Here is a 23,494-nt window from a genome sequence, read left to right as displayed (position 1 = left end):
GCACTGGCATAGACCGCGGCAGTGCGCCAAAGGTCTATGGCTGACCTTTAGATTAATCCACTCTCGCGCAACCTGCATGATCTCGGTCAGGGCTTTTCGCCCTTGAGTCGGCGCAGGCTGATATCGGCCAGGCAGGTGTCGAGTTCACCCAGGTGATCGATCACCGAATGCACGCCCAGGCCGAACAACTGCATCGTCGCCTTGCCGCGCAGGTGTTCACGTTCCTTTTGGCTCAATGCGTGCCATTCGCTGGGCGCCAGGCCGCAGAGCGAGCCGCAGGACGCCAGGCCAATCGTCCACAAGCCGGCGTTCAAACCCGATTGCAACAAGCGTGGTTCGCCACTGACCAGCACGCAGCCATCCAGACGTTCGACATTCAACGCCATCAGGGCTTGCCAGCAAGCGTTTGGTGCAGGCCATGGATTGATTGTTGCCGGGTGTTGCGTCGATGTAATCCAGGACGGCAGGGTAACGGCCAGAGAATGGCTGAGGGCGGGGGGTAGTTCATCGAGCCAGGCGCAGGGGATTTGCTGGCGCTGCAAACTGCGCAGGCTGTCCAGCGCGCCGGGCGTGGCTTCGGCGAGCTCCGCAGAATACGCCCCGTGCTGGCGCGTCCGGGCGCCGAAATCCACCAGGCAACCACTGAGGCCGAACAAGACGGCGGTCAAACTGGGGGCAGCGAGAGGCAAAGTTTCGGCGTGCGACATATCAACGTCCCTGAAATAGCAACAAGGCTAGGCGGCGTGAGTGACAGTTGAGTGACATTGATGTGAAACGCTCTCAGTCAGCGCGAGTCATCTATAGTCGAAATGCGCGCGATGCTGCCTAAACCGGGTTTTCCGTCTTATACTAATCAGCTTAATGCCCGGGCCAAGTGCTCGCGCCAGTACAAATCCAAGGAGTTTTTCTATGCGCTGGAGCAATCATTTCGCTCAGCTTTTTGTGTGTGCCAGCCTGTTGCTGGTTCCGTTTGTGGCTCAGGCTGCTTCGGAAGACGATCCTTGGGAAAGCGTTAACCGTCCAATCTACAAATTCAACGACGTCATCGACACGTATGCCCTCAAGCCTGTGGCTCAGGGCTATGAGTTCATCACGCCGCAGTTTCTGGAAGACGGCATTCACAACATGTTCCGCAACGTCGGTGACGTCACCAACCTGGTGAACAACATTCTGCAAGCCAAACCGGCTGCAGCGGGCACCGACACTGCACGCATCATCTTCAACACCACGTTCGGCTTGCTCGGTTTCTTCGATGTGGGCACCAAGATGGGTCTGCAGCGCAGCGACGAAGACTTCGGTCAAACCCTTGGCTATTGGGGTATGGGTAGCGGTCCTTACGTGATGCTGCCGCTGTTGGGTCCAAGCACCTTGCGTGATGCGCCGTCGAAGGTCGTCGACAGCTACACGGGCCCGTACCCGTACATCAACGACGTGCCGGTGCGTAACTCGGTCTTCGGCCTGAATATCGTCGACACGCGTGCCAGCTTGCTGTCGAGCGAAAAACTGATCACTGGGGACAAGTACACCTTTATCCGTAATGCGTATTTGCAGAACCGTGAGTTCAAAGTCAAAGACGGCCAGGTTGAAGACGATTTTTAATCTCGACCGGTAAAAACGAAGAAGGCGGCCATTGGCCGCCTTCTTCGTTTGGATCCGGTTTATTTCATTTTCAAGATTGTAAGCCCGAGTTTCTGAGCATCACCGTCCAATGACTTCACCCACACCACCTCGGTGTCGGCTTCGAGCCCCTTCAACGCTGCGTGATCGGAATCGATGCGCACATTGAGCCGGTCACCGACTTTGAACTCTCGTTTCGCTTCGACCTGCATACCACTGCTGGAAAGGTCGATGCAGACGGCTGGCACCTCATCGCCTTCATGAATCAGCGACACATCGGCATCGACGCGCATGCGAATGAAATCACGCTTTTCGCTGTAGTCCCGACCGGTTTGACTCATGGGCTCGATCCTTCCATTGGGTTACGGATTTGCCTGTTCTTATAACTCCCGGTGATTTGACAAGTAAAGACGCCAAGCGACCATCGGCGTGAGCTTGAAACGCCCCGCGGATGGGAGTACCGTCTGCGCCTTAGAAGGGCACCTCTGGTGTACGTGTGAGTAGGGCAAACGCTCGAAAACGGTGCAATAGAGAGGCTAGAAAGCGAATCCAGTAGTGTGAGCCGGGCTAAAGGCCTTGCCTGCTACGCCAACCTAATTCTGGCGCCGTTTGCCCACATGCCAAAAACCAGTGCCACGCTGCTGATAATCGATGATGACGAAGTAGTGCGCGCGAGCCTCGCGGCCTATTTGGAAGACAGTGGTTTCAGTGTCCTGCAGGCCAGTAATGGTCAGCAGGGTCTTCAGGTATTCGAGCAAGACAAGCCCGACTTGGTCATCTGCGATCTGCGCATGCCGCAGATGGGCGGACTCGAACTTATCCGCCAGGTCACCGAGCGGTCACCGCAAACCCCTGTGATTGTGGTTTCAGGTGCCGGCGTGATGAACGACGCGGTCGAGGCGCTGCGCCTGGGTGCAGCGGACTACCTGATCAAGCCTCTCGAAGATCTGGCCGTGCTCGAGCATTCTGTTCGCCGAGCCCTGGATCGTGCGCGCCTGCTGCTGGAGAACCAGCGCTACCGCGAGAAGCTGGAAAAGGCCAACCGTGAGCTCGCTGCCAGCCTGAACCTGCTCCAGGAAGACCAGAACGCCGGTCGCCAGGTACAGATGAACATGCTGCCGGTCAGCCCCTGGGCCATCGACGAGTTCCAGTTTGCTCACCAGATCATCCCGTCGCTGTACCTGTCGGGTGATTTCGTTGACTACTTTCGGGTCGACGAGCGCCGGGTAGCCTTCTACCTGGCGGACGTTTCCGGTCATGGTGCTTCTTCAGCCTTCGTTACCGTGCTGCTGAAGTTCATGACCACGCGCTTGCTGTTTGAATCCAAACGCAGCGGCACATTGCCGGAATTCAAGCCTTCAGAGGTCCTTGGTCATATCAACCGGGGCCTGATCAGTTGTAAGCTGGGCAAACACGTCACAATGGTCGGTGGAGTCATCGACGAGGAGACAGGTTTGTTGACCTATAGCATCGGTGGTCACCTGCCGTTGCCAGTGTTGTACACACCCGACAGTGTTCGTTATCTGGAAGGGCGCGGTCTGCCTGTAGGCCTCTTCAATGAAGCCACCTACGAAGACCACGTACTGGAACTGCCGCCGACGTTCAGCCTGACGCTGATGTCTGATGGCATTCTGGATCTTTTGCCAGAACCCACACTCAAAGAAAAAGAAGCGGCGTTGCCCCAAAGGGTCAAGGCTGCGGGCGGCACCCTGGACGGGCTGCGGCAGGTTTTTGGATTGGCCACGCTTGGGGAGATGCCGGATGATATCGCCCTGTTGGTGTTGAGCAGGAATCTTTAATGAGTACCGGTAGAATCCAGTTCGCCGAGCAGGACGGCACCTTCGTCCTGAAATTCGTCGGTGAAGTTCGCCTGACCCTGTGTTCGGCGTTGGATGCGACTATTGATCGGATCTTCACCGCGTTGAACTTCAATGCGATCGTGATCGACCTGACCGAAACCCGCAGCATCGACAGCACCACGCTGGGCCTGCTGGCCAAGCTGTCGATCCTGTCGCGGCAAAAGGTCGGCCTGCTGCCGACCGTCGTCACCACCCACGAAGACATTACGCGTCTGTTGGAGTCAATGGGCTTCGAGCAAGTGTTCAACATCGTTGACCAGCCCGTGCCCTGTCCCGAATGCCTGGACGACTTGCCAGACCAGGATCAGTCCGAAGAAGTGGTGCGGATCAAAGTCCTCGAAGCGCACAAAATCCTCATGGGTCTGAACGACTCCAATCGTGAAGCGTTCCATGACTTGGTAAATGCGCTGGAGCGACACTGATTCCCTGTAGGAGCGAGCCTGCTCGCGATGGCGTCCTGACAGTCACCAGACACATACAAAAAAGGGCGAACCTGTGAGGGTTCGCCCTTTTTGCGTTGGCCTGTCAGCTGTTACAGCTTGGCCTGCAACAACGCCTCAAGCTTCTCCTGATCCCGGGCAAACTGACGAATCCCCTCAGCCAGTTTCTCGGTCGCCATCGCATCTTCGTTGGACAACCAACGGAACTGCGCTTCATTCAAGCTCAAGCGCGCTTCACCGGCATGCCCAGGTGACAACTTGCGTTCCAGCTTGCCAGTGTCAGCCGCCAGTTTCTCCAGCAGATCCGGGCTGATAGTCAGGCGATCACAGCCTGCCAGTTGCTCGATCTGGCCCAGGTTGCGGAAGCTCGCACCCATGACCACCGTCTTGTAGTCATTGGCCTTGTAGTAGTTGTAGATGCGTGTCACCGACTGCACGCCCGGATCATCCGCACCGGTATAGTCGTTGCCGTTGGCTTTCTTGTACCAGTCGTAAATCCGGCCCACGAACGGTGAAATCAGGAACACACCGGCATCCGCACACGCCGCTGCCTGAGCAAACGAGAACAGCAGCGTCAGGTTGGTCTGAATCCCTTCTTTTTCCAGCGTCTCTGCCGCGCGGATACCTTCCCAGGTGGAGGCGATCTTGATCAGCACGCGGTCACGGCCAATACCGGCCTTGTCGTACAGCTCGATCAGACGGTGCGCACGCTTCAATACGGCGTCAGTGTCGAACGAGAGGCGTGCATCCACTTCGGTAGAAATACGACCCGGTACAACCTTCAGGATCTCTTGCCCGACCGCTACGCCAAAACGGTCGCTGGCCAGGCCCACATCGCCCTTGCAGTCGTGAACGCAAGCATCCAGCAATTCGGCATACGCAGGAATTGCCGCGGCTTTGAGCAGCAGGGAAGGGTTGGTGGTGGCGTCCACCGGTTTAACGCGGGCGATAGCTTCGAAGTCGCCGGTGTCGGCAACCACGGTGGTCATTTGTTTAAGTTGTTCCAGCTTGGAAGTCATGGGCGTGCTCTGTCCTGTGGGTCTAATGACATTACCCGAGCGCTGACAGCCACTCAAGGGCGCATGTACGTATCGATGGCCCCAGCGGCAACAACCTGAAAACAGGTGTTTGAAAGGTGAGGGGCGCGGTGTCGGTTTATACGATGCCAAAACGGGGCGCAGGTTCAACGTAACTGACCGTTGACCCCGCGCCAACAATGTCGCCGCCGGTTCTTACGGGCGGGCCTTTGATCGTTTAGCGCTGTTAAAAAGTGTCGATTTTGACCGTTATAATATGTCAAATAATCAAGGCCGATGAAGTGTAATGTGCTGCCGATTAACGTAGGTAGCGGATGGAAAGATGACTTCACAGGAAACACAAGTGTCTGGAATTGTGGAGGCTTTCGATGACTTTATACTCGCTTATGTCTTGAAGAAGTTGACCGATGTATTGGAAGAGCTGATGGCGGTCTCGAAAAGAAACTACCCGGACAATATGAGTGGTGTGCTTGAGATGGGACGGGTTAAAGCCGCAGCGAAAATTCCCATCTGGTTAAAAAGAGTGAAGTACAGTGATCCCTGTAAAGTGACCCGCATGATGAAGGAGCAAATGGACGACGCGCATAAATGTAACCAGAACTTGCGCTTCGAAGCACAGGTCGTATTGCTGGAGGTGCTGGTGGAAGGGGCGCTGGCAATAAACGTGGCGTGTTATTCCGAGTTTATTGGTAAGCGCCTGCATTAAGTGAAGAGAGTATTTTTTCTATTGTGATTTTAATAGCGTCTTGACAGCGCGGACTTCCTGATGATTACGATGTTTGTCCGGGCGGAGGCGAAGTCAAAACAGGTTTGGCCAGTCATATACAGCGATATCATCAACCCTCTTATGCAAACGCTCCAATGTTATTTTTTGTCGGGTAAATGACGGCGGGATTGTTGTCGTTATTTTTGGTCCGGCTATTCTTGTTGGGCGTTTTTTGTATGTCGTGCTATTTAATGCACTTGTATTTTTATGATGGATTCATCTCTGAATGCGGGACCGATTTTGTCGGTTCACTCATGTCCCCGCTACACATTGGCCGAATCGACACTACACGGGAAGAGTAGCCTTGTTCAGAAAGATTCTTATCGTATGCGTTGGTAATATTTGCCGAAGTCCAACCGCTGAAATGTTGCTCCGCAACGCGCTGGATCCTTCAGATATCTCGGTGACCTCCGCGGGACTCAACGCGCGGGTGGGGGAGTCTATGGAGCCAAACGCACTTTCAGTTCTCGAAGAACAGGGTGGCGCCGCCCAAGAGTTTAAAGCGCGGCAGATCACTCCAGCCATTGTTAATGAGTCAGACCTCATTCTGGTCATGGAGAAAGAGCATGTAAAAGGCGTGCTGAGTATTGCCTCGCACGCGAGGGGCAAAGTGTTTCTTCTGGGCAAGTGGCAGAGTGAGCGCGAAATAAAGGATCCGTATCGTCAAGGAAAAGCTGCTTTTGTCCATGCCCATGCATTGATTGAAGATGCTGTTTGCTCATGGGCACAGCGCCTCGGACGTTGATGGATGATTTTCAGATTAGTATTAATGGTAAAAGAATAGACCTTATGCAGTTACCGTCAGTAGTCAGTGGCCGAGATAACGATAAAGACGAGATTGATCTTCTCGGTTTGCTAGGCACATTGATTGATCACAAATGGTTAATAGGCGCCATTACCGGAGCGTTCATGGTGACCGGTGCCGCGTATTCGATTTTGTCGGCGCCCGTGTATTTGACAAACGCCCTGGTGCAGGTCGAGCCGAAAAAGAACGACATGTTGGGCTTTTCGGATATCAGCAGCATGCTGGGTGGGCAATCCCCGGCGGCTACCGAGATCGGAATTATCAAGTCTCGCGCAGTCATCGGCAAAACAGTCGATGACCTGCGTCTGGATATTGTGATCACGCCGAACACCTTTCCCGTCGTGGGTGGTTTTATTGCGCGGCGATATAAAAGTACTCCCGGCCAAACTATTTCGCCTCCACTCCTTGGCATGAACAGTTTCGCCTGGGGTGGCGAGCAGCTTGAAATCGAAAAACTCAAACTGCCCGATGAACTGTTAGGTGAAAAACTGACCCTGATTGCCGGAGAGCAGAACCGCTTCAAGCTTTACGATGAAGAGGGTGGATTGTTGGCCGATGGAACCACAGGCGTCGCCGTGGTAGAGAACGGGGTCGAGGTGCTGGTCGCGAACATGATTGCGAACCCTGGCACTAAATTCGAAGTCGTACGCAACCCACGAATTGTCACTATTCAGAATTACCAGGACATCCTTGAAGTCTCCGAACAAGGTAAGGAGTCGGGCATTATAAGTCTGGCGCTAGCCAGCACCGACTACTCTCTGGCTGTGAAAATTCTGAACAAGATTTCGACGCTTTATGTAGAGCAGAATGTGCAACGCACCTCTGCCGAGGCGGCTCAGAGCCTGGATTTCCTGCAGTCACAGCTCCCTCAAGTCAAAGAGGATCTGGTCAAGGCCAGCAATGCGCTGAACAGCTATCAAACCCGCGGAAATACAGTAAATATCTCACTCGAAACCAAGTCTGTCCTGGAGCAGATGGTGGTTTTGGATACGCGCATCTCCGATTTAAAACTCCAGCAAGCAGAACTGGATCGAAAGTTCACCCGTGAGCATCCGGCCTACCGCGCCTTGATGGCCCAGTTGGGGGATTTGAATAATCAGCGCCGCGGTTTGGAGAAGAAGGTTCAGGATCTTCCGGCAACGCAACAGGAGCTTTTGAACCTCACTCGTGATGTGGAAGTGGCGACACAGATTTATACCCAACTGCTGAATAAATCCCAGGAGCTGGACATCGTAAGAGCGGGGGCGGTCGGGAATGCTCGATTGATCGATACCGCCGATGTCGACATCACATCCCCGGTCAAACCGCGCAAAGCCTTGCTCATTATTATTGCAACGTTGCTGGGCGGGTTTGTCGGCGTTGCCTTGGTGTTGGTGCGTAAATCGTTGAGCCGAGGACTTGAGGGGCCGGAAGCCATCGAACAACTCGGGCTGCCCGTCTATGCCTCTATTCCCTACAGCGCCCTGCAACAAGAAGAAGACAATAAAAAACTTCGGTTGGGCGATAGCGTCAACCGCCAGGCTTTCCTATTGGCGCTGCGCAACCCTACTGACCTGTCCATTGAGTCGATACGCAGCCTGCGAACCTGTTTGCATTTTGCGGGGCTGGATGCGACCAACAACCGGATCATGATTTCCGGTCCGAGCCCGCAGGTGGGCAAAACGTTTGTTTCCTCTAACCTGGCCGCGGTCATTGCTCAAAGCGGGCAGAGGGTCGTACTGATCGATGCCGATATGCGCAAAGGTCACCTGCACAAAACCTTGGCTACACCAATCAGCAACGGCTTATCCGATCTTTTAACCAAACGCTGCAGCATTGAGCAGGCAATCAATAGGCTCGAGGTTGATAACCTGCATTTCATCAGTCGTGGACAGGTACCGCCTAATCCATCAGAGCTGTTGATGCATGCCAACTTCAGAGAACTCCTGGCAGAACTGAGTGAACTCTACGACGTCGTCATCATCGATACGCCACCTCTTCTGGCAGTAACAGATGCTGCAATCGTTGGGCGTGAAGCTGCCATTAATTTGATCGTGACTCGCTTTGGTGTAAATCCGGCCAAAGAGATTGAATTGACAATTCGTCGGTTTGCGCAAAACGGTATCGAGTTGAAGGGGGCTATTTTTAATGGTGTCGAGAAGCGGGCATCCAGTTACTACGGTAACGGCGCTTATTACAACTATGAGTACGCCTCTGACAAGTCCTGATGCAAGTTCTATCTACCAGGTAATCGGTTGGGAGTGAGTGGGTGATAACTCACCACTCTTAATCGTGTTTTGCCTGCGACTAAGTTCATGGAGATAGGTGGATTATGAAAAAAATATTACATGTGGCGGAAACTATCAAGGGTGGCGTTGCGACGGTCATTCGTACGATATCAACCCCCCCTCGGGACCATGCTCTGAAGTATGAACTGGTTTATCTGGTTCCGTACGACCAGAAGAAAGAGTTGCATGGCATTGATGAAAAAAACATCAGGACCTTTTCCCGAAACAAGCGCGATGTCATGTCCCTGTTGCGGTTTGCCTGGCAATTGGCCCGCGTGATCTTCAAGGAAAAACCGGATGTCGTGCACTTGCACAGCACGTTTTCCGGGGTCATTGGCCGATGTGTCTGTCTGCTACTGCGCCCTTGGCGGTCACCTAAAATTGTCTACTGCCCGCACGCATTTTCCTTCTTGATGGAGAGCTCGCCAGTCAAGCAGAAAGTGTATTCGCTGGTGGAGCGACTCTTGCAGAAAGTAACGGACGTCATTATCTGCGTCAGTCAGTATGAAATGGATAAAGCCGCGTCGTTTGGTATTGATCGTCACCGCATGAAGCTGATCTACAACGGGATTCATTATAAAAGTGATGAGAACAAGTCCAGCGAAAGCACGGACATTCAGCTTCTATTTGTAGGTCGACTGGATTACCAAAAAGGCTTCGATCTTTTGCTCAAGGCGTTTGCTGAAGTCGAGCGAACTGACTTGAGACTCACTGTCGTTGGGAGTGCTGTCAATGAAGACTTCGTCGAGTGCCCCGATATTGACGCCGTGGAGTACCTGCCTTGGGTGACTCCGGCTGAAGTCAACGAACTGTACAAAACGGCGGATGCCTTGATTGTTCCAAGTCGCTGGGAAGGCTTTGCCATGGTTCCCCTCGAAGGGATGGCCATGGGCGTGCCGGTGATTGCCAGTGACTGTACATCGCTTCCTGAATTGGTGACGGACAACATCACCGGCTACCTGTTCTCGACCGGCGACTACCAGGCCCTTGCCAGCATATTAGTGAATATCAAAAAACATAAGCTGCTGGAACTCGGTACAGAAAGCCGCAAGAAAGTGCGCGAGCGGTTCAGTGCAACGTTGATGATTCAGCAAACCTATGACGTGTACTCCGCTAAAACTTATTAAGTAGACAATCAGATGATGAACGTAACTATTTTGCATGGCTACAGTGCGTCCAGTTCGGGTGATGGTCTACTCGTGGATTTGGCAATAGCCACGGTGCAACGCAATTTTGGTGCCGGCACTTTAATCAACGTAGTTGCGTCAGACCCTCAATCATTTAGCTATCTTTCCTGTAAGCGATATGAGGCGCCGGTCATGGCGGCTAAGGGATTCGGAAGGGTGAGGGAAGCTATTTTCCTTAAACAGTCTTATGTCCCCCTTGCCGATCTTTTGAATACCAGCGATCTGGTTGTCGGGGTGGGCGGTGGGTACATGCGCTCAAAAAGTACCTTTGAACACTTCAAGCTGAAACTGGGTCATGCCAAACAGCTTGAAACCGCGATTTTGAGCAAGGTACCGACGGTTTACCTCCCACAAAGTATCGGTCCGTTCCATGGCGAGAGCAGCAAAATCGTAGAGCACTACGCCAGCGCCGATGCGGTATTTGTCAGAGACAACCGGTCTTCGGAAATTTTCCAGTCCAATGAGAATGTCTACCGGGCGCCGGACCTGGCGATCCAGGCGTTAGCGAAAAAGATACTGCTGCAGCCCAAGTTTATCCACTGTGCATCATCTCCTGCCGTGGTCTGTGTTGTTCTACGCAAGCCGTCGCACTGGAGCAAAGAGAAGAAAGTCGCCTACGTTGCAAACCTGAAGCTTCTATTGAGGAGATTAAGGGCGAAAAGCCAAGTGGTCTGCGCTGTGCAAAGCACCGTCTGCGGCAATGACGATGGCGCGTTTTATCGCGAACTTGGCATTACCGAAGACCTGCTGCCTTTGAAGGCAACACTTGCGAAATATCAGCCGGATCTGGTTATTTCCGTGAGGTTACACGGGGCTATCGAGGCGCTCCTGGCCGGTGTACCCGCGTTCCATATCAGTTATGAACGCAAAGGTTTTGGGGCGTATCAGGACATGGGAGTGGAAGACTGGGTGATCAACGAAGGCGATATCAATGTCGATACCATCATCGACACTGTTTACGCCCCCAACGCTCTATCGAGGTTTGCCAAGAAACTCACGGATACCTGTAAAGAAATCGAAGCCAAAACAGTGCTGATGGACAATATCATCAAAGGGGTTGTTCGATGATATTTCGGTTGTTGCTTAGGGGGACTGCATTAGGCGCGAAGTTTTTGCTGGTGTTGGCCATCACTCATTACCTGGGTTATGACGCATTAGGCTTCTACGGCGTCGTGGTGATCGCCCCTTTGCTAGCCTCGAAGTTTTACAGCGTCGGGTTCAGCTCTGAAATCAATCGGTTGATCAGCATCGGGGGCAGCTCCCGATTCGTCATCGATAAAGTACTGGTCTTGTACCTGGCCGTCGGATCGTTGTTTTCGGTGGTCACAGTCATACTCTACTCACTCTTCAGCGATGTTCCGGCGAGCACCGCGTTGATCGCCTGCGTCATGCTGCTCCTGATCACGGAGCATCTGTCCTTCGAAATTAATTCCTTTGTTTTTTCTGCGCAAAAAGCCAATTGGGGAGCGTTATTGTTCTTCATAAAAACCGGGCTCTGGGCGCTGATTGCTGTGGGAGGGCTAATGACGGGCGTGGTGTCCAGCATTGCCAGTGTTCTTTGGTTGTGGGTGATCAGCAACCTTCTGGTGATCGTGGCCGGATACTTTATTGTGGTGAATGTACATAAGGGGAGGGAGGTCAGTGCCCTCACTACGGCTTCTGTCTGGAAAGCCGGATTGCCCTTTTATCTGGGCGACGGTTTGATGTTATTGAGTCAGTTTGCCGAGCGTTTTCTGATTGTGGACCTGGAGCCGTACGACAGCCTTGGCAAGTACGTGTATGCCTGGTCTGCCGCTAACACGTTGCAAGCGCTGTCTTTTGCCGTTGTTGCCGTCGTTGGCATTCCGGTACTCGCCAAGCGTTATAAGAATAATCAACAGGCACTGACGGTCCGCCAACTCTTTTTCAATCAATGGGTGTTGCGTTCCCTGGTTGTTTCCTGCGCAGTTGCTGTGCTGATTTATGCCTTCTTTAATGTCGTGCTGGATTATGTGGACGCGGCAGTTCCGCGTCCGGATAACGGGGTTTTGTGCATCCTGATTTTCTCGTTTGCGCTGCGAGCAGTCGGCGACATCGTATGGGGAGGTCTTATTGCTTCGAAGAACAATCGGGTGTCGTTGGCCAGTGCGGTGATCTGCCTGCTGATTTCACTGCCTGTCAGCTATGTCCTTATTAAACACTATTCAATTTATGGGGCGGCCTGGGGGAACGTTTTCTCGATTACGGTGCAGCTGGTCGTTATTGCTTTGCTGGCCAGGTTTGCCCAGGCGAAGGGGGCGTTGTAATGGCTTTATCTCTGCCTTCCATAGAATTTCGCGGTACAAAGCTGGATTCGTCGATCTCACTCCTGATTTTGATGTGCGGTCTTTTTCTGTCCGTAGCAATGCCGCTGCTGGTTCACCGAGAACCGGGCCCGGATGCGATGACGTTGTGGTCGTCATACGCTCGTTCAGACTACTGCAATTTCTGGAATCCCTTTTCGCCAGACCGGTCTTCTTACGATTGCACTGCTTACGTGCTACGTCCCACCGGCATCAATCTGGACAATGCCTGGGCCTACGGGATGATGTGCAACTTGTTTCTCACGTCTATCCCGATCTTTATCTTCAGAAGAATACCGCTGACGATTTTTCTGACCCTGTGTCTGTGGGGGGTGGTCAGGTCGTTCTTTCTCGATAACCTGACCAAGGAAATCATTGTTTCGGTGGCGATGATTACCATCCTGGTTTTTTCATTTTCGAAGCAATACAGAGTGGGCTTTTTTCTCTCTGCGCTGTTTTACGGCATCTTGGTTCGACCCTACTGGATACTGTTTTCGCTGGTCTGGGTTGGCGTGTGTGTCATGAAGAAGCGTGTGTCACGTTTCAGCTTTTTCCTGATGTTGTTCACGTTCTATTTGGCCATCGCGACAGCGATTCAGATGCTCGCCGGCTATTCGGTTTCGTCCATTCGAGCCAATAGTAACGAGCAGCGCACACTGGGCGAAGAGGGCTCAAAGTCATTGATTGTGTCGTGGATTAACGGCGGCGACTTCGTTTCGCAGGCCGTGGATTCGATGAGCATCTTTTTCAGGTTGTCTTTCCCGGTGGAGTTAATCCTTCTTTCCGGCCTGGGGCAGATCATCTTTGTCGTCCTGATGATGATGACCTCGTTGCTGATGTTCAAAATGATGACGTCGAGTCACTACAAGGGCTCAATCATCGAACCCAAAGTCAAAGAGCTTATCGCTATTCCGCTGTCCTTTTTATTGGTGCAGGGCCTGTTTGAACCTGACTTCGGATCGTTTGCCCGACATTTCTCCATGGTGGTTCCGGTTCTGTTTGTGGGGCTGGGGTTGCAGTTGCGCTCAAAAAAACCTGAGTCGCTTGAATCAAGCGTCTTGAACTGAGGTTTGTGGTTTATGCAAAGCAATAAGAAGTCGTTGGAAATAGAAACACTCAGAGGGCTGGCATGCCTGCTGCTGGTGCTCTATCACGTGATAGGGCCATTAGGCGGCGGATTGAAAATCGACCTGGGATCACCTTTTCGAATCCTGGCCGATTCGATGGTGTACGTCCGGATGCCGTTGTTCACTTTTATATCGGGCTACATCTATTCGATTTACAAAATCAGAGGCAACGACTTTTCCGCTTACTGGCGTGGCAAGGTAAGAAGATTGATCGTGCCATTGTTTTTTGTCGGTATACCATTTTCGGTGCTGCAGGTTGTCGGGCCGGGGGTAAACAACGACTTCGGGTTAATAGACGCCTTGTTGTCGTTTTACGTGCCGATTAACCACTTCTGGTTCTTGCAGGCGGTTTTTATCATCTTTATGTTTGTCGGATTTCTTCAGTGGCGCGGCTGGTTGCAGACGGCGACACGGTTGTACCTGTTGTTTTTGTTTTCCGCAGCGGTGTTCTTGATGCCGCTTTTTCCAGTCGATGCCTTTGGCATCAATGGCGCCATCTATTTGCTGCCGTTCTTCGTGACGGGGATGATTTGCCACGAAAAGGTCAATGAGTTAAAGCAGTCCCTGAAAGTGATCGGGCCCGTCGTGTTCGTCTTGATATCGGTCGCACTGCTCTACATTGCCGCCGTGGATCGCGAGTTCATTGTCGATCGCAGAAGCCTTGTCGGATTGCTCGTTGGCTGTGCCTCCTGCATCGCGTTGTTGTCGAGTGACATGCGCTCGAAAGCGCTGATCTGGCTCGGTGGATATTCCTACGCGATTTTCCTCTTTCACGTTCTGTTTGCGGGCAGTTCACGGGTCGCGTTACGTCGTTTGGGTGTCACCGATGAAAGCGTTTTGGTTGTTGGCGGTGTGCTGTTCGGATTGTTGGGGCCCGTGGTGCTGTCGAATGTTTTCAGCCGTTTCGCCATCACATCGACTTTGTTTTTGGGCGAACGTGCGATCAGCAAAAAGACCCCGGCGAAAGGTCTGAAGGTGTCTCGCACCTGAACACCAAAGCAGGTTTCCTGATAGATAGATGAGCCAATGGTCTATGTCGATGATGTGCGTCCTGTCCCGGCTCCGGTCATCGAGGTGAGAAGCTCACGCGAACCGCTTGCCGGACTGGGCAAGGGTAAAGCGGGGATGGTGCTGGACATCTCGGTGATTGGCGACAGCTATAGCGCCGGGCAGAACTTTTATCTGAATGGCCTCACTCAACGCTTGGCGAAAGACTTTGGTTTCGCCGGGCCTGGTTATGTCGGGTTTAACCACGGCGTAGCGCTCGGCGGTACGAACTTCAAGTACACCCGCAGCAATCAGCAGTACTTCGGTGGTGATTGGAGCGTTTCCAGTCTTGGGCAAGCGAGCCCGGACAGTCGCACTGTTACCGGGAAGGCGGGTGCTTATCTTGAGATCGATTCCAGCCAGACGGCTGCGATTGATACGTCCATTGCCCACGCCAACTTACTCTACTTGGGAAACGGCAAAACCAGCGAGATGAGGTATCGGTGGACACCTTCAGGCCCGTGGCATCCATTGACGATAGCGGGGGCCGGTGTTCAGGAAGTGCAACTAAGCGTCCCCGCCAGTGCTGACTGGGCGCTAAGGCTCGAAGTGGTGAAAGGTGCGCCGACATTATTTGGCTTGTGGCTGGCCAATGACCGGGGCGGCATCAGGGTCTCCAAACTCGCTGCTTCAGGTGCCACCTCCGGTGACTTTTTTAAAAGCGACAACCAATGGCAGACCCAGTGGAAGGCCGTCGTTTCAAAGATACCGGCAGACGTTTACCTGATTATGTTGGGCGGCAATGATCAGGGGTTTGGCGTTAAGCCCAAGGATTATCTTGAGAACATGAAAGGCTTGGTGCAGATGGTTCGCGAGGTTCATCCGGCAGCGAGCATCAATGTGATCTTGCGTCAGGACACAACACGTTCCAGTGCCTATCCGATGTCGGACTATGCCCAAGTACTTGAACCATGGGCGCGTTCGCAGAACGTCGCCTATTGGAGTTTGCAGTGTGCGTTCGGTGCCGACTTCAAACGCTACGCCAGTGACGGGCAGACCCCCATGATCGGCCCCGACAAGATTCACCCCATCCCGGGTTCGGGAGGTCGGCTTATTGCCGATTACTTCTATCGACTGCTTGTCGGTGAATTGCCGTGTGGTGCCGCTTCAAAGTAATCCTTCACCGTTCAAAGTGCTCCAGCTGACTCAGCAGTTCTGCGGTTTTCAGAGGCATGAGTTCGGGATCACACCGCGTTTCAACATTGATGACGATCGCCGGGTCGTTGTAGCGAATGCGAACCCGGAATCGCCAATCGTTGAAAATCACTTTAAGCCCTTCGCGTTCATCGATATCCAGGGCCTTGTCGGCATACAGACTTTTCAGGTGAGCCAGGAGGGAAAGCGGGTCCCTGATCGGGCGATGGATATCGCCCGAAGAGGGGAACACCCCGATACGTTCAACCAGCAGGGTTGTGCCCAGCCAGGCAGCAGTGTCGAAGGATAACGATGGCGCTTTTGACAGCCAGGCCATCATTCCGAAGTTGCTCGCTTTCAGTTCGGTGTCTACCGAGCGTTTTGCAGTGGTCATAGTGGCCTGCCTGGATGAAAGAGTGTGACGGAGGGCTCCGCAAGGTGAGCGGTGAGTGTCCTGAGCCGATTGGTTAAAGGCCCTTGAGATACAGCTGCTCATAACAAAAGTTGGTGGCGTCGATATAGCCTTCTGCACCACCACAATCAAAGCGCAGGCCTTCGAACTTGTAGGCCAGCACGCAGCCATCTTGCGCCTGCTTCATCAGCGCGTCGGTGATCTGGATTTCGCCGCCCTTGCCGGGCTGGGTATCGGCGATCAAATCAAAAATGTCGGGGGTCAGAATGTACCGGCCGATGATTGCCAGATTGGACGGTGCGTCCTCGGGGGCGGGTTTTTCAACCATGCTGTTGACGCGGTAGATCCCTTCGGAAACCAGTTCGCCGGCGATCACCCCGTATTTGTGTGTCTGATCCCGCGGGACTTCTTGAATGGCCACGATCGAGCAGCGAAATTTATTGTAGAGCTTGATCATCTGCGCGAGCACACCGTCACCTTGCAGGTTCAGGCACAGGTCATCCGCCAGCACCACGGCAAAGGGTTCGTCACCGATCAAGGGGCGACCGCTGAGAATCGCGTGCCCCAGGCCTTTCATTTCGACCTGGCGGGTGTAGGCGAAGGTGCAGGTTTCTATCAGCTCTCGTGTGCCGGCCAGAAACTTTTCTTTCTCGGTGCCGCGAATCTGGTGTTCCAGTTCATAGCTGATATCGAAATGGTCTTCCAGTGCGCGCTTGCCCCGACCGGTAACGATGGCCATGTTCTGCAAACCGGCGTCCCGTGCTTCTTCAACGGCGTATTGGATCAAAGGCTTGTTGACGATCGGCAGCATTTCCTTTGGCATTGCTTTTGTTGCAGGCAAGAAACGCGTGCCATAGCCGGCGGCGGGGAACAAGCATTTACGAATCATAGATATTTCCTGGAAAGTCATTGTTCACAGCCACACAGGAGAGGGTGGCCATGAGTTTGGATGTTTTACGATGGTTGTACTTTAATACCTGAGGCGTGGTTTGATGGCAATTAATGGCATGTGCAGAATGGGGTAAATGTTATTAGTTGTCGGGTCTGCCTGTATTTGGTTAGTTTTAGTCGGTGTCTATTAATAGTGTCGGTTCTTGTGAAGTGCTAATAAGTCGTTGGCGTCAATTTCTTGCGTGCGCTAATTGCTTTAAATATGGCATGCAGTTGAATACTTCAATACCCCACTATGGACCGCTCTATGAAGATTCTGGTAACGGGTGGAACCGGTTATATCGGTTCGCACACCACTCTTGCGCTGCTTGAAGCAGGCTTCGAAGTGGTTGTGCTGGACAACCTTTGCAATAGCTCTGATGCCGCCCTTCATGCGGTTGAAGCCATTTGCGGAAAATCCGCCTTAATGATTCACGGGGACGTGTGCGACAGAGCGTTGCTGGACCGGATTTTTCAGCAGCACTCCATTGATGCTGTTCTGCATTTTGCCGGGCTCAAAGCCGTAGGTGAAAGCGTGCGCAAGCCGCTTGAGTATTACGAAACCAACGTTTGCGGAAGCATTACGCTTTGCCAGGCGATGTCTGCGGCCGGTGTATTGCGGTTGGTATTCAGTTCATCGGCCACGGTGTATGGCGCGCCTGAGCAGATGCCGATTCGTGAAGACTTTCCGACGGGCACGCCCACCAATCCCTACGGGCAATCCAAGCTGATCATCGAAAACGTATTGCATGACCTGTGTGCGGCGGACCCGCGCTGGAGCATCGCACTGTTGCGTTATTTCAATCCGATCGGTGCTCACGCAAGTGGGCAAATGGGGGAAGACCCCAACGGTATTCCCAACAATCTGGTGCCGTACATCAGCCAGGTTGCCGTCGGCAGTCTGCAGGAGTTGTCGATATTTGGTGACGATTACCCCACCGTCGATGGCACCGGCGTACGCGATTACATCCACGTCGTGGACTTGGCTGATGGTCATCTCAAAGCGTTGCAGTCGATCTCGGCGCGCACCGGGATCAATATCTGGAACCTGGGCACTGGCGATGGTTACAGCGTTTTTGAAGTACTGCGGGCATTTGAGCAAGCGTCGGGGCGAGCGGTGCCTTATCGGATGATGCCGCGACGCTCGGGCGACGTCGCCGAGTGTTGGGCCGACCCCTCTAAAGCGGCGAAGGAGTTGGGTTGGAAGGCCACACGGAATTTGCAGGAGATGATGACCGATACCTGGCGTTGGCAATCGAATCATCCCCGGGGATACGTCGATTGAAACTGATGGGCGGGCCTTCAACGGCCTGTTTTTCTGCTGAACTGTTATATCAGGCTTCGATGTTATTTATGGTCGGGAAAATTGACTGGAAACCCATCCAGCAAGTCCGTAGATATAAAGAACTTGCAGGAAGGAGTTTGATATGAAAAAGATGATGGTAATAGCCTTGTTGTCCATGATGAGCAGCTGGGTACTCGCCGTAGAAGAACCTCTCACTCTGGAAACAAAAGTGTTGGGTGACGTGACCGCTGGACAAGCCGTACTGGCAAGTACCGCACTGATTGCAGGTGCCGTGGCCGCCTCCAACAGTGGTGGAAGTTCCAATGGCGGAACCACCGGGACAACAGGTACTACCGGGACGACCGGCACCAGTAACTAAGAAATTTCGCAGGTGTAATACGAGATTGCCCGGCTAACACTGGGCGATCTTGTTTTGTATTTGCCCTTGAATAGCGTAGTGCCTTTATGATTCGTAGTGTTCCTTTTTTAATGCTGGCAAGTATTGCTTTGCAAGGTTGCATGTTTTCGCCGGGTCAACATCTGAGCACCAGTGATATCACTCGCGAAGGGGCCAGCGAAAGCAGTCGGGTCGAGCTGATTCCAATTACCCCCAAGCTCATCGCCATGGACAGGGCCGCACAGATCGATAAGCCACTGCCCGCGGAATTACTGACGGCACCCGCCGAGTACCGCATCGGTAATAACGATGTCTTGTACATCACGGTGTGGGATCACCCCGAGTTGACTGCACCCTCAGGGGCGCAGCAGCAGATCGATGCAAACGGACGACTTGTCCGTTCCGATGGCACGCTCTACTACCCCTATATCAAGGAAGTCCAGGCCGCCGGCAAAACCATCCAGCAACTGCGATCCGATATCGCAGAAAAGTTGTCGACCTTCATCTCTGATCCGCAAGTGGATGTCGCCGTGTTGCGTTTCGCCAGCCAGAAAGTGGTGGTGTCGGGCGCCGTATTGAAAGCAGGTCCTCAAGCGATTTCCACCACCCCGCTCAATGTTGTTGAAGCCTTGGGTTCCGCCGGCATTGACCCGCTGAATGCTGACTTGTCCGGGTTGCTGTTGACGCGAAACGGGCGGGTGTATCCGCTCAACCTTGATGCGCTCAATCAACAGGATGCGGCGTTGCAAAAGGTCTACCTCAAAGGCGGCGATCAGTTGTACCTGCCGTACAACGACAGCAAAAAGATTTATGTAATGGGCGAGGTCAATCAGCCACGCGCGTTGACGTTCAAGACACGCACCATGAATCTTTCTGACGTTATAGGTTCGGTAGGGGGATTGAATCAGGCCACCTCGAACGGCAACGCCGTGTACGTCATCAGGGGCGTAGAAAACCTCGATGTAGAACCCGCCAAAATCTTTCAGCTGCAAGCTGAGTCGCCTGCCGCCATGGCACTCGCCACTCACTTCGATGTTCGCCCCCAGGACATCGTTTATGTGGGACCTGCCAACGTCACCCGCTGGAACCGCTTCATCAGTCAATTGGTGCCTTCGGCCGCGATTCTGGGCATTGGCGCTGCCGCACAAAACAACTTAAGCGAAGCTAACAACCGATAAGGTCTGGTCCAACTGTGAGAGCGTTGAGAGTTAGCGTCTGCTTGATGGCGGCGTTGCTGTTGTGTGGATGTAATCCGCTGATGAAGGCCACGCTGGCGAACTTCAAAGCCGTGGCCGGCGGACCTGATGATCTGGAGTTGACCCCGGCTCAAGTAGCCGAAGTTCACTACCCCCAACTCAAATTGACCACCCCTTCCGGCGTAGGGGTGTTGGCGATGGTGCGTGAACGAGGTGACTTGCAGTACTGGGTCGCGTCCGGCAAGCAGGTGTTGTTGCTGCGCGATGGCCTGGCAATTCGCAGTGTCGGTCTTGGCGTCGGAGGGGATCTGGACGGGACCCGTTTTGAAGCGGTCTCGCCATTCAAACAGGGGCTTCATCGGCTGCCCGATGGGTACACCAGCCAGCGCTGGATCGATCTTTATCATGGCTACGAAGTGGGTGTTGTCGTGAACAGTCGCTTCACGCGACACCCCATGGAAACCATCAGGATTCTGGACAAGGAATACGCTGTGATGCGTGTTGATGAGCATATTGATGCGCCGCTTATTGGACTGCACGCGACCAATCATTATTGGGTCAATCCGGATAACGGTTTCATCCTGCAGAGCGAGCAGCAACTGACAGCGCAACTCAGGGTGACGATCGTTCAACTGACCTCTGAACGCAGGGCTGTCCGTTGAAGTTTCCCAAGGTGTTATGGACGTGCCTGTGGTTGATCTCCGGCGGCGTGAGTGCAGCTGTCACCGTCAGCGGTGACGTGCGCAATCCGGGAGTGGTCGAACTGCAACCCGATGGTCGAGTGCTGGACGTGATCCGCGTCGCGCAACCCAATCCTGAAGGCTACTGGATGGCGGCAGGGTGGCTGCGACGGTCATTGCTCGAAGAGCAGACTCGGCTTAAAGCCGGAGTCTTGTTCGACTTGAAGGTGTTGCAACGTACCGCGTTGCTCCTGGAGCGAACCAGCCGGGCGACGTTGGCGTTGCGGATGTACGAGCAAGTCAGCTACTTGCCCGTCACGGGGCGCCAGGTGGCCGTCCTGGATCCGGTCGCGGTAGAGGTCGGGTTCGCTCGCAATTTCCGCCTCGCTGACGGCGACAGGCTGATCTACCCGATGCGCTCCAGTGTGGTTGAAGTGCTGGGTGCTGTCGCCGAACCGTGCCGGCTCGCGTATCGCCCCATGCAGGAAGCGCGTGACTACCTGCAAGGGTGTGCACCGCTTGCCGATGCTGAAGCCGATTACCTCTGGATCATTCAGCCCGATGGCGTTATCCGCCGGGTCGGCATTGCGCCGTGGAATCGCGAAAGCGGGCAGGTGCCTGCCGCGGGCAGCAAAATCCTGGTCCCTATCAAAAACGATGATCTTAATCCGCCTATACCTGAACTGAATCAGCAGTTGGCCGAATTTCTTGCCACGCAACTGGCTGAGGTGGTTCCTTGAATTTACGTTTTGCAGCGGTATTGTTGTTGCCATGTGGTTTGGTTCATGGAGAACCGCGATTTACTCAGAGTGATTTTGGCGGTGTGGGCTTGATGCAGACACCGACTGCCCGGATGGCGCCGGCCGGCGAGCTGAGCGTGAATGCCAGTCGAACCAGTCCCTATAGTCGTTACAGCGTTTCACTGCAGCCATTTGAATGGCTGGAAGGCTCGTTTCGCTATACCGCGATCACCAACCGTAAATATGGCCCCGAGTCGTTGAGTGGTGACCAGAGCTATAAAGACAAGGCTGTGGACGTCAAGCTGCGCCTTTGGCAAGAAAGCCACTGGGCACCTGAGTTGGCCGTGGGTTTTCGCGACGTCGGTGGTACTGGTCTGTTTTCCAGCGAATACGTGGTGGCGAACAAGCGCTATGACGACTTTGATTTCAGCGCGGGTGTTGCCTGGGGCTATCTGGGGAATCGAGGCGATTTTGAAAACCCGCCAGGTTGGGTGGATGACCGCTTCAATACCCGCCCACAAAGCGAAGGCACCGGTGACGTCAATACCAACGCCTACTTCCGTGGTCGACCCTCTTTGTTCGGTGGCGTGACCTACCAGACGCCCTGGGACCCGCTCAGTCTCAAACTCGAGTACGAAGGCAACGACTATAAAAACGAGCCGAAGGACAACCACATCAAGCAAGACTCGCCCATCAACATTGGCGCAGTGTTCAAGCTGACCGATTCGGTTGATCTAAGCGCTGGCTGGGAGCGTGGCAATACGGCCATGTTCGGCATCACCCTGCACACCAACTTCGTCAGCCGCAAGGCGCCGGCCAAGACCTACGATCCGCCAGCGGAGCGCCTGCCGGCGCATGCACCCGCGACTGCGCCGGATCAAGTCAACTGGGCCAACGTGTCCCAACGGCTGCAAAAAAATGCGGGCTACAACGTTGAGCGCATTGCCCAGCGCGGCTCAGAGTTATTGGTGTACGGCGAACAGTCGAATTATTTCTATTCGGCAAAAGCCGTCGGCCGGGCCAGCCGGATTCTGGACAACAGTGTTAACGACGATATCGACTGGTTTACCGTGGTCAACAAGCGCTACGACATGCCGCTGGACGAAACCAGTGTGCCTCGCGAGACCTTTCGCGAGGTGGTCAACAATGAGGAGCCATTGCACAGTCTGCACCGTGCGACTGAGGTCAATAACCCGCTCCCGCGCACGGAGACCACGCTCTATACCGGGGCGCTCGATCCATTCAAATATGGCATCGGGCTGGGCTACAAACAGAACGTGGGCGGCCCTGATGGGTTGCTCTATCAGTTGACTGCCGATGTGGACGCCGAGTACCGCTTCACGCGCAATATCTGGTGGAGTGGCCTGCTCAGTACCAATCTGGCCAACAACTACGATCACTTCACCTACGACGCGCCAAGTGGTTTACCCCGGGTGAGGACGGACCTGCGCAAGTACCTGACGACCTCGGATGTCACCATGCCGACGTTCCAACTCAATCACGCTGAACGGCTGGATAAAGACCTGTATGGCATGGTCTATGGCGGCTACCTGGAGTCGATGTTTGCCGGCGTTGGCGGTGAGGTACTGTTTCGTCCAATGGGGCAGCGCTGGTCTGTCGGCGCGGACCTGAACTTCGTGCGTCAGCGCGAGTTTGACCAAGGCTTCGGCCTGCGGGATTACTCGACCGTTACGGGCCACATCACCGGTTATACCGACTTGCCTTTCGAGGCTCAGGCGGCTGTCAGTGTCGGTCGTTACCTGGCGCGGGATTGGGGCGCTACGGTCGATCTGTCACGGGAGTTCGCCAATGGTGTGCGATTCGGGGCCTGGGCCACGTTGACCACCGCAACGAGTGAGGAATACGGCGAGGGCAGTTTCGACAAGGGCATTTACATCTCCATACCGTTCGACGAAATGATGAGTATGTCGACGATGCGTCGCGCCAATATCGTCTGGTCCCCACTGACCCGGGACGGTGGTGCACGGCTCAATCGCAGTTACTCGTTGCACGCCATGACCGATAGCCGTGACACCGATCTGTTCTACCGCAACTTTGACAAGATCACTGAGTGACTGCGGGCGATCTACAGGGCAATCAGCGCTGTAGATCGCACCCGGATCAACCGCAAGATGTGGCGCAGAGTTCTCTGCGCTATCTCCCCCCAAGACACCAATGCAACACTAAGCCCGGGAATCCCTGAGGTGGTTGGTCGTACTTGAGTGGCCATCAGAGAGCCCAATCGGC

Annotated in this window: 23 protein-coding genes; 18 read left to right on the top strand and 5 right to left on the bottom strand. The window is 54.0% G+C overall.

From position 1 onward, the window contains the following. Positions 1-86: 86 nt before the first annotated feature. Positions 87-707 carry a phosphatase gene (locus C7534_RS12220; RefSeq protein ID WP_109785925.1) on the bottom strand — a complete coding sequence of 207 codons (621 nt, stop codon included), beginning with the start codon at positions 705-707 and terminating at the stop codon, positions 87-89. Positions 708-909: 202 nt separating this feature from the next. On the opposite strand from C7534_RS12220, the gene C7534_RS12215 reads away from it, so the two are divergent. Next, positions 910-1,599 (top strand): MlaA family lipoprotein, encoded by a 690-nt coding sequence (locus C7534_RS12215; RefSeq protein WP_109785924.1) that lies wholly within the window; start codon positions 910-912, stop codon positions 1,597-1,599. A gap of 59 nt (positions 1,600-1,658) precedes the next feature. Here the strand turns inward: C7534_RS12215 and C7534_RS12210 are convergent, their stop codons facing one another. Beyond that, complete coding sequence (locus tag C7534_RS12210) at positions 1,659-1,958, bottom strand: PilZ domain-containing protein (protein ID WP_046026969.1); 300 nt, start codon at positions 1,956-1,958, stop codon at positions 1,659-1,661. Positions 1,959-2,234: 276 nt separating this feature from the next. Between C7534_RS12210 and rssB the strand changes: the two genes are divergently transcribed. Both rssB and rssC read left to right on the top strand, forming a co-directional pair. Continuing rightward, positions 2,235-3,416, top strand: a complete 1,182-nt coding sequence (gene rssB / locus C7534_RS12205; protein WP_046027144.1) for a two-component system response regulator RssB — start codon at positions 2,235-2,237, stop codon at positions 3,414-3,416. Continuing rightward, on the top strand, positions 3,416-3,898 hold the full coding sequence (rssC, locus tag C7534_RS12200) for an anti-sigma factor antagonist RssC (RefSeq protein ID WP_046026968.1): 483 nt from the start codon (positions 3,416-3,418) through the stop codon (positions 3,896-3,898). Before rssB ends, rssC begins: the two co-directional genes overlap by 1 nt. A gap of 110 nt (positions 3,899-4,008) precedes the next feature. On the opposite strand, the gene tal is transcribed toward rssC, so the two are convergent. After that, the gene (tal, locus tag C7534_RS12195) at positions 4,009-4,935 is read right to left on the bottom strand and encodes a transaldolase (protein WP_109785923.1); all 927 of its coding nucleotides are present in this window, start codon (positions 4,933-4,935) and stop codon (positions 4,009-4,011) included. A 340-nt stretch (positions 4,936-5,275) separates the two neighbouring features. On the opposite strand from tal, the gene C7534_RS12190 reads away from it, so the two are divergent. The 9 genes from C7534_RS12190 to C7534_RS12150 all read left to right on the top strand — a co-directional run bounded on the left by C7534_RS12190 (position 5,276) and on the right by C7534_RS12150 (position 15,589). Next, positions 5,276-5,659: a hypothetical protein gene (locus C7534_RS12190; protein ID WP_109785922.1), complete on the top strand. Its 384-nt coding sequence runs from the start codon at positions 5,276-5,278 to the stop codon at positions 5,657-5,659. A gap of 364 nt (positions 5,660-6,023) precedes the next feature. After that, entirely contained in the window at positions 6,024-6,464 is a 441-nt protein-coding gene (locus C7534_RS12185) for a low molecular weight protein-tyrosine-phosphatase (protein ID WP_046026965.1), read from the top strand. Positions 6,465-6,508: 44 nt separating this feature from the next. Beyond that, complete coding sequence (locus C7534_RS12180; protein WP_109785921.1) at positions 6,509-8,731, top strand: polysaccharide biosynthesis tyrosine autokinase; 2,223 nt, start codon at positions 6,509-6,511, stop codon at positions 8,729-8,731. 104 nt (positions 8,732-8,835) lie between these two features. Further along, positions 8,836-9,918 carry a glycosyltransferase gene (locus C7534_RS12175; protein WP_109785920.1) on the top strand — a complete coding sequence of 361 codons (1,083 nt, stop codon included), beginning with the start codon at positions 8,836-8,838 and terminating at the stop codon, positions 9,916-9,918. A gap of 15 nt (positions 9,919-9,933) precedes the next feature. Next, the gene (locus C7534_RS12170) at positions 9,934-11,046 is read left to right on the top strand and encodes a polysaccharide pyruvyl transferase family protein (protein WP_109785994.1); all 1,113 of its coding nucleotides are present in this window, start codon (positions 9,934-9,936) and stop codon (positions 11,044-11,046) included. Continuing rightward, complete coding sequence (locus C7534_RS12165; protein WP_109785919.1) at positions 11,043-12,263, top strand: polysaccharide biosynthesis C-terminal domain-containing protein; 1,221 nt, start codon at positions 11,043-11,045, stop codon at positions 12,261-12,263. The genes C7534_RS12170 and C7534_RS12165 overlap by 4 nt, the downstream gene beginning before the upstream one ends. Beyond that, positions 12,263-13,366, top strand: coding sequence for a hypothetical protein (locus tag C7534_RS12160; RefSeq protein WP_109785918.1), 1,104 nt, complete (start codon positions 12,263-12,265; stop codon positions 13,364-13,366). The genes C7534_RS12165 and C7534_RS12160 overlap by 1 nt, the downstream gene beginning before the upstream one ends. Before the next feature lie 12 nt (positions 13,367-13,378). Further along, positions 13,379-14,416, top strand: coding sequence for an acyltransferase family protein (locus tag C7534_RS12155; RefSeq protein ID WP_109785917.1), 1,038 nt, complete (start codon positions 13,379-13,381; stop codon positions 14,414-14,416). A 36-nt stretch (positions 14,417-14,452) separates the two neighbouring features. After that, complete coding sequence (locus tag C7534_RS12150) at positions 14,453-15,589, top strand: SGNH/GDSL hydrolase family protein (protein WP_109785916.1); 1,137 nt, start codon at positions 14,453-14,455, stop codon at positions 15,587-15,589. A gap of 4 nt (positions 15,590-15,593) precedes the next feature. Here the strand turns inward: C7534_RS12150 and C7534_RS12145 are convergent, their stop codons facing one another. Beyond that, entirely contained in the window at positions 15,594-16,001 is a 408-nt protein-coding gene (locus tag C7534_RS12145; RefSeq protein ID WP_109785915.1) for a mannose-1-phosphate guanylyltransferase, read from the bottom strand. 73 nt (positions 16,002-16,074) lie between these two features. Then, positions 16,075-16,908, bottom strand: coding sequence for a UTP--glucose-1-phosphate uridylyltransferase GalU (gene galU, locus C7534_RS12140; RefSeq protein WP_046026958.1), 834 nt, complete (start codon positions 16,906-16,908; stop codon positions 16,075-16,077). A gap of 309 nt (positions 16,909-17,217) precedes the next feature. Between galU and galE the strand changes: the two genes are divergently transcribed. The 6 genes from galE (at position 17,218) to C7534_RS12110 (ending at position 23,322) form a co-directional block, all read left to right on the top strand. Beyond that, the gene (galE, locus tag C7534_RS12135) at positions 17,218-18,234 is read left to right on the top strand and encodes a UDP-glucose 4-epimerase GalE (protein ID WP_046026957.1); all 1,017 of its coding nucleotides are present in this window, start codon (positions 17,218-17,220) and stop codon (positions 18,232-18,234) included. Between the two features lie 142 nt (positions 18,235-18,376). After that, positions 18,377-18,613 carry a hypothetical protein gene (locus C7534_RS12130; protein ID WP_109785914.1) on the top strand — a complete coding sequence of 79 codons (237 nt, stop codon included), beginning with the start codon at positions 18,377-18,379 and terminating at the stop codon, positions 18,611-18,613. A gap of 140 nt (positions 18,614-18,753) precedes the next feature. Further along, positions 18,754-19,809 (top strand): polysaccharide biosynthesis/export family protein, encoded by a 1,056-nt coding sequence (locus C7534_RS12125; protein ID WP_109785993.1) that lies wholly within the window; start codon positions 18,754-18,756, stop codon positions 19,807-19,809. Between the two features lie 44 nt (positions 19,810-19,853). Then, on the top strand, positions 19,854-20,489 hold the full coding sequence (locus C7534_RS12120; protein WP_263295610.1) for a YjbF family lipoprotein: 636 nt from the start codon (positions 19,854-19,856) through the stop codon (positions 20,487-20,489). Continuing rightward, positions 20,486-21,247, top strand: coding sequence for a capsule biosynthesis GfcC family protein (locus tag C7534_RS12115; RefSeq protein WP_109785912.1), 762 nt, complete (start codon positions 20,486-20,488; stop codon positions 21,245-21,247). Before C7534_RS12120 ends, C7534_RS12115 begins: the two co-directional genes overlap by 4 nt. After that, a complete protein-coding gene (locus tag C7534_RS12110) occupies positions 21,244-23,322 on the top strand; it encodes a YjbH domain-containing protein (protein WP_109785911.1) in 2,079 nt (692 codons plus the stop codon). Before C7534_RS12115 ends, C7534_RS12110 begins: the two co-directional genes overlap by 4 nt. Positions 23,323-23,494: the final 172 nt, after the last annotated feature.

The sequence above is a fragment of the Pseudomonas sp. OV226 genome, from assembly GCF_003148705.1.
In the GTDB taxonomy this organism is placed as follows: Bacteria; Pseudomonadota; Gammaproteobacteria; order Pseudomonadales; family Pseudomonadaceae; genus Aquipseudomonas.
The sequence above is the reverse complement of the archived record's forward strand: the minus strand, read 5'-3'. Positions and strand labels throughout refer to the sequence as shown.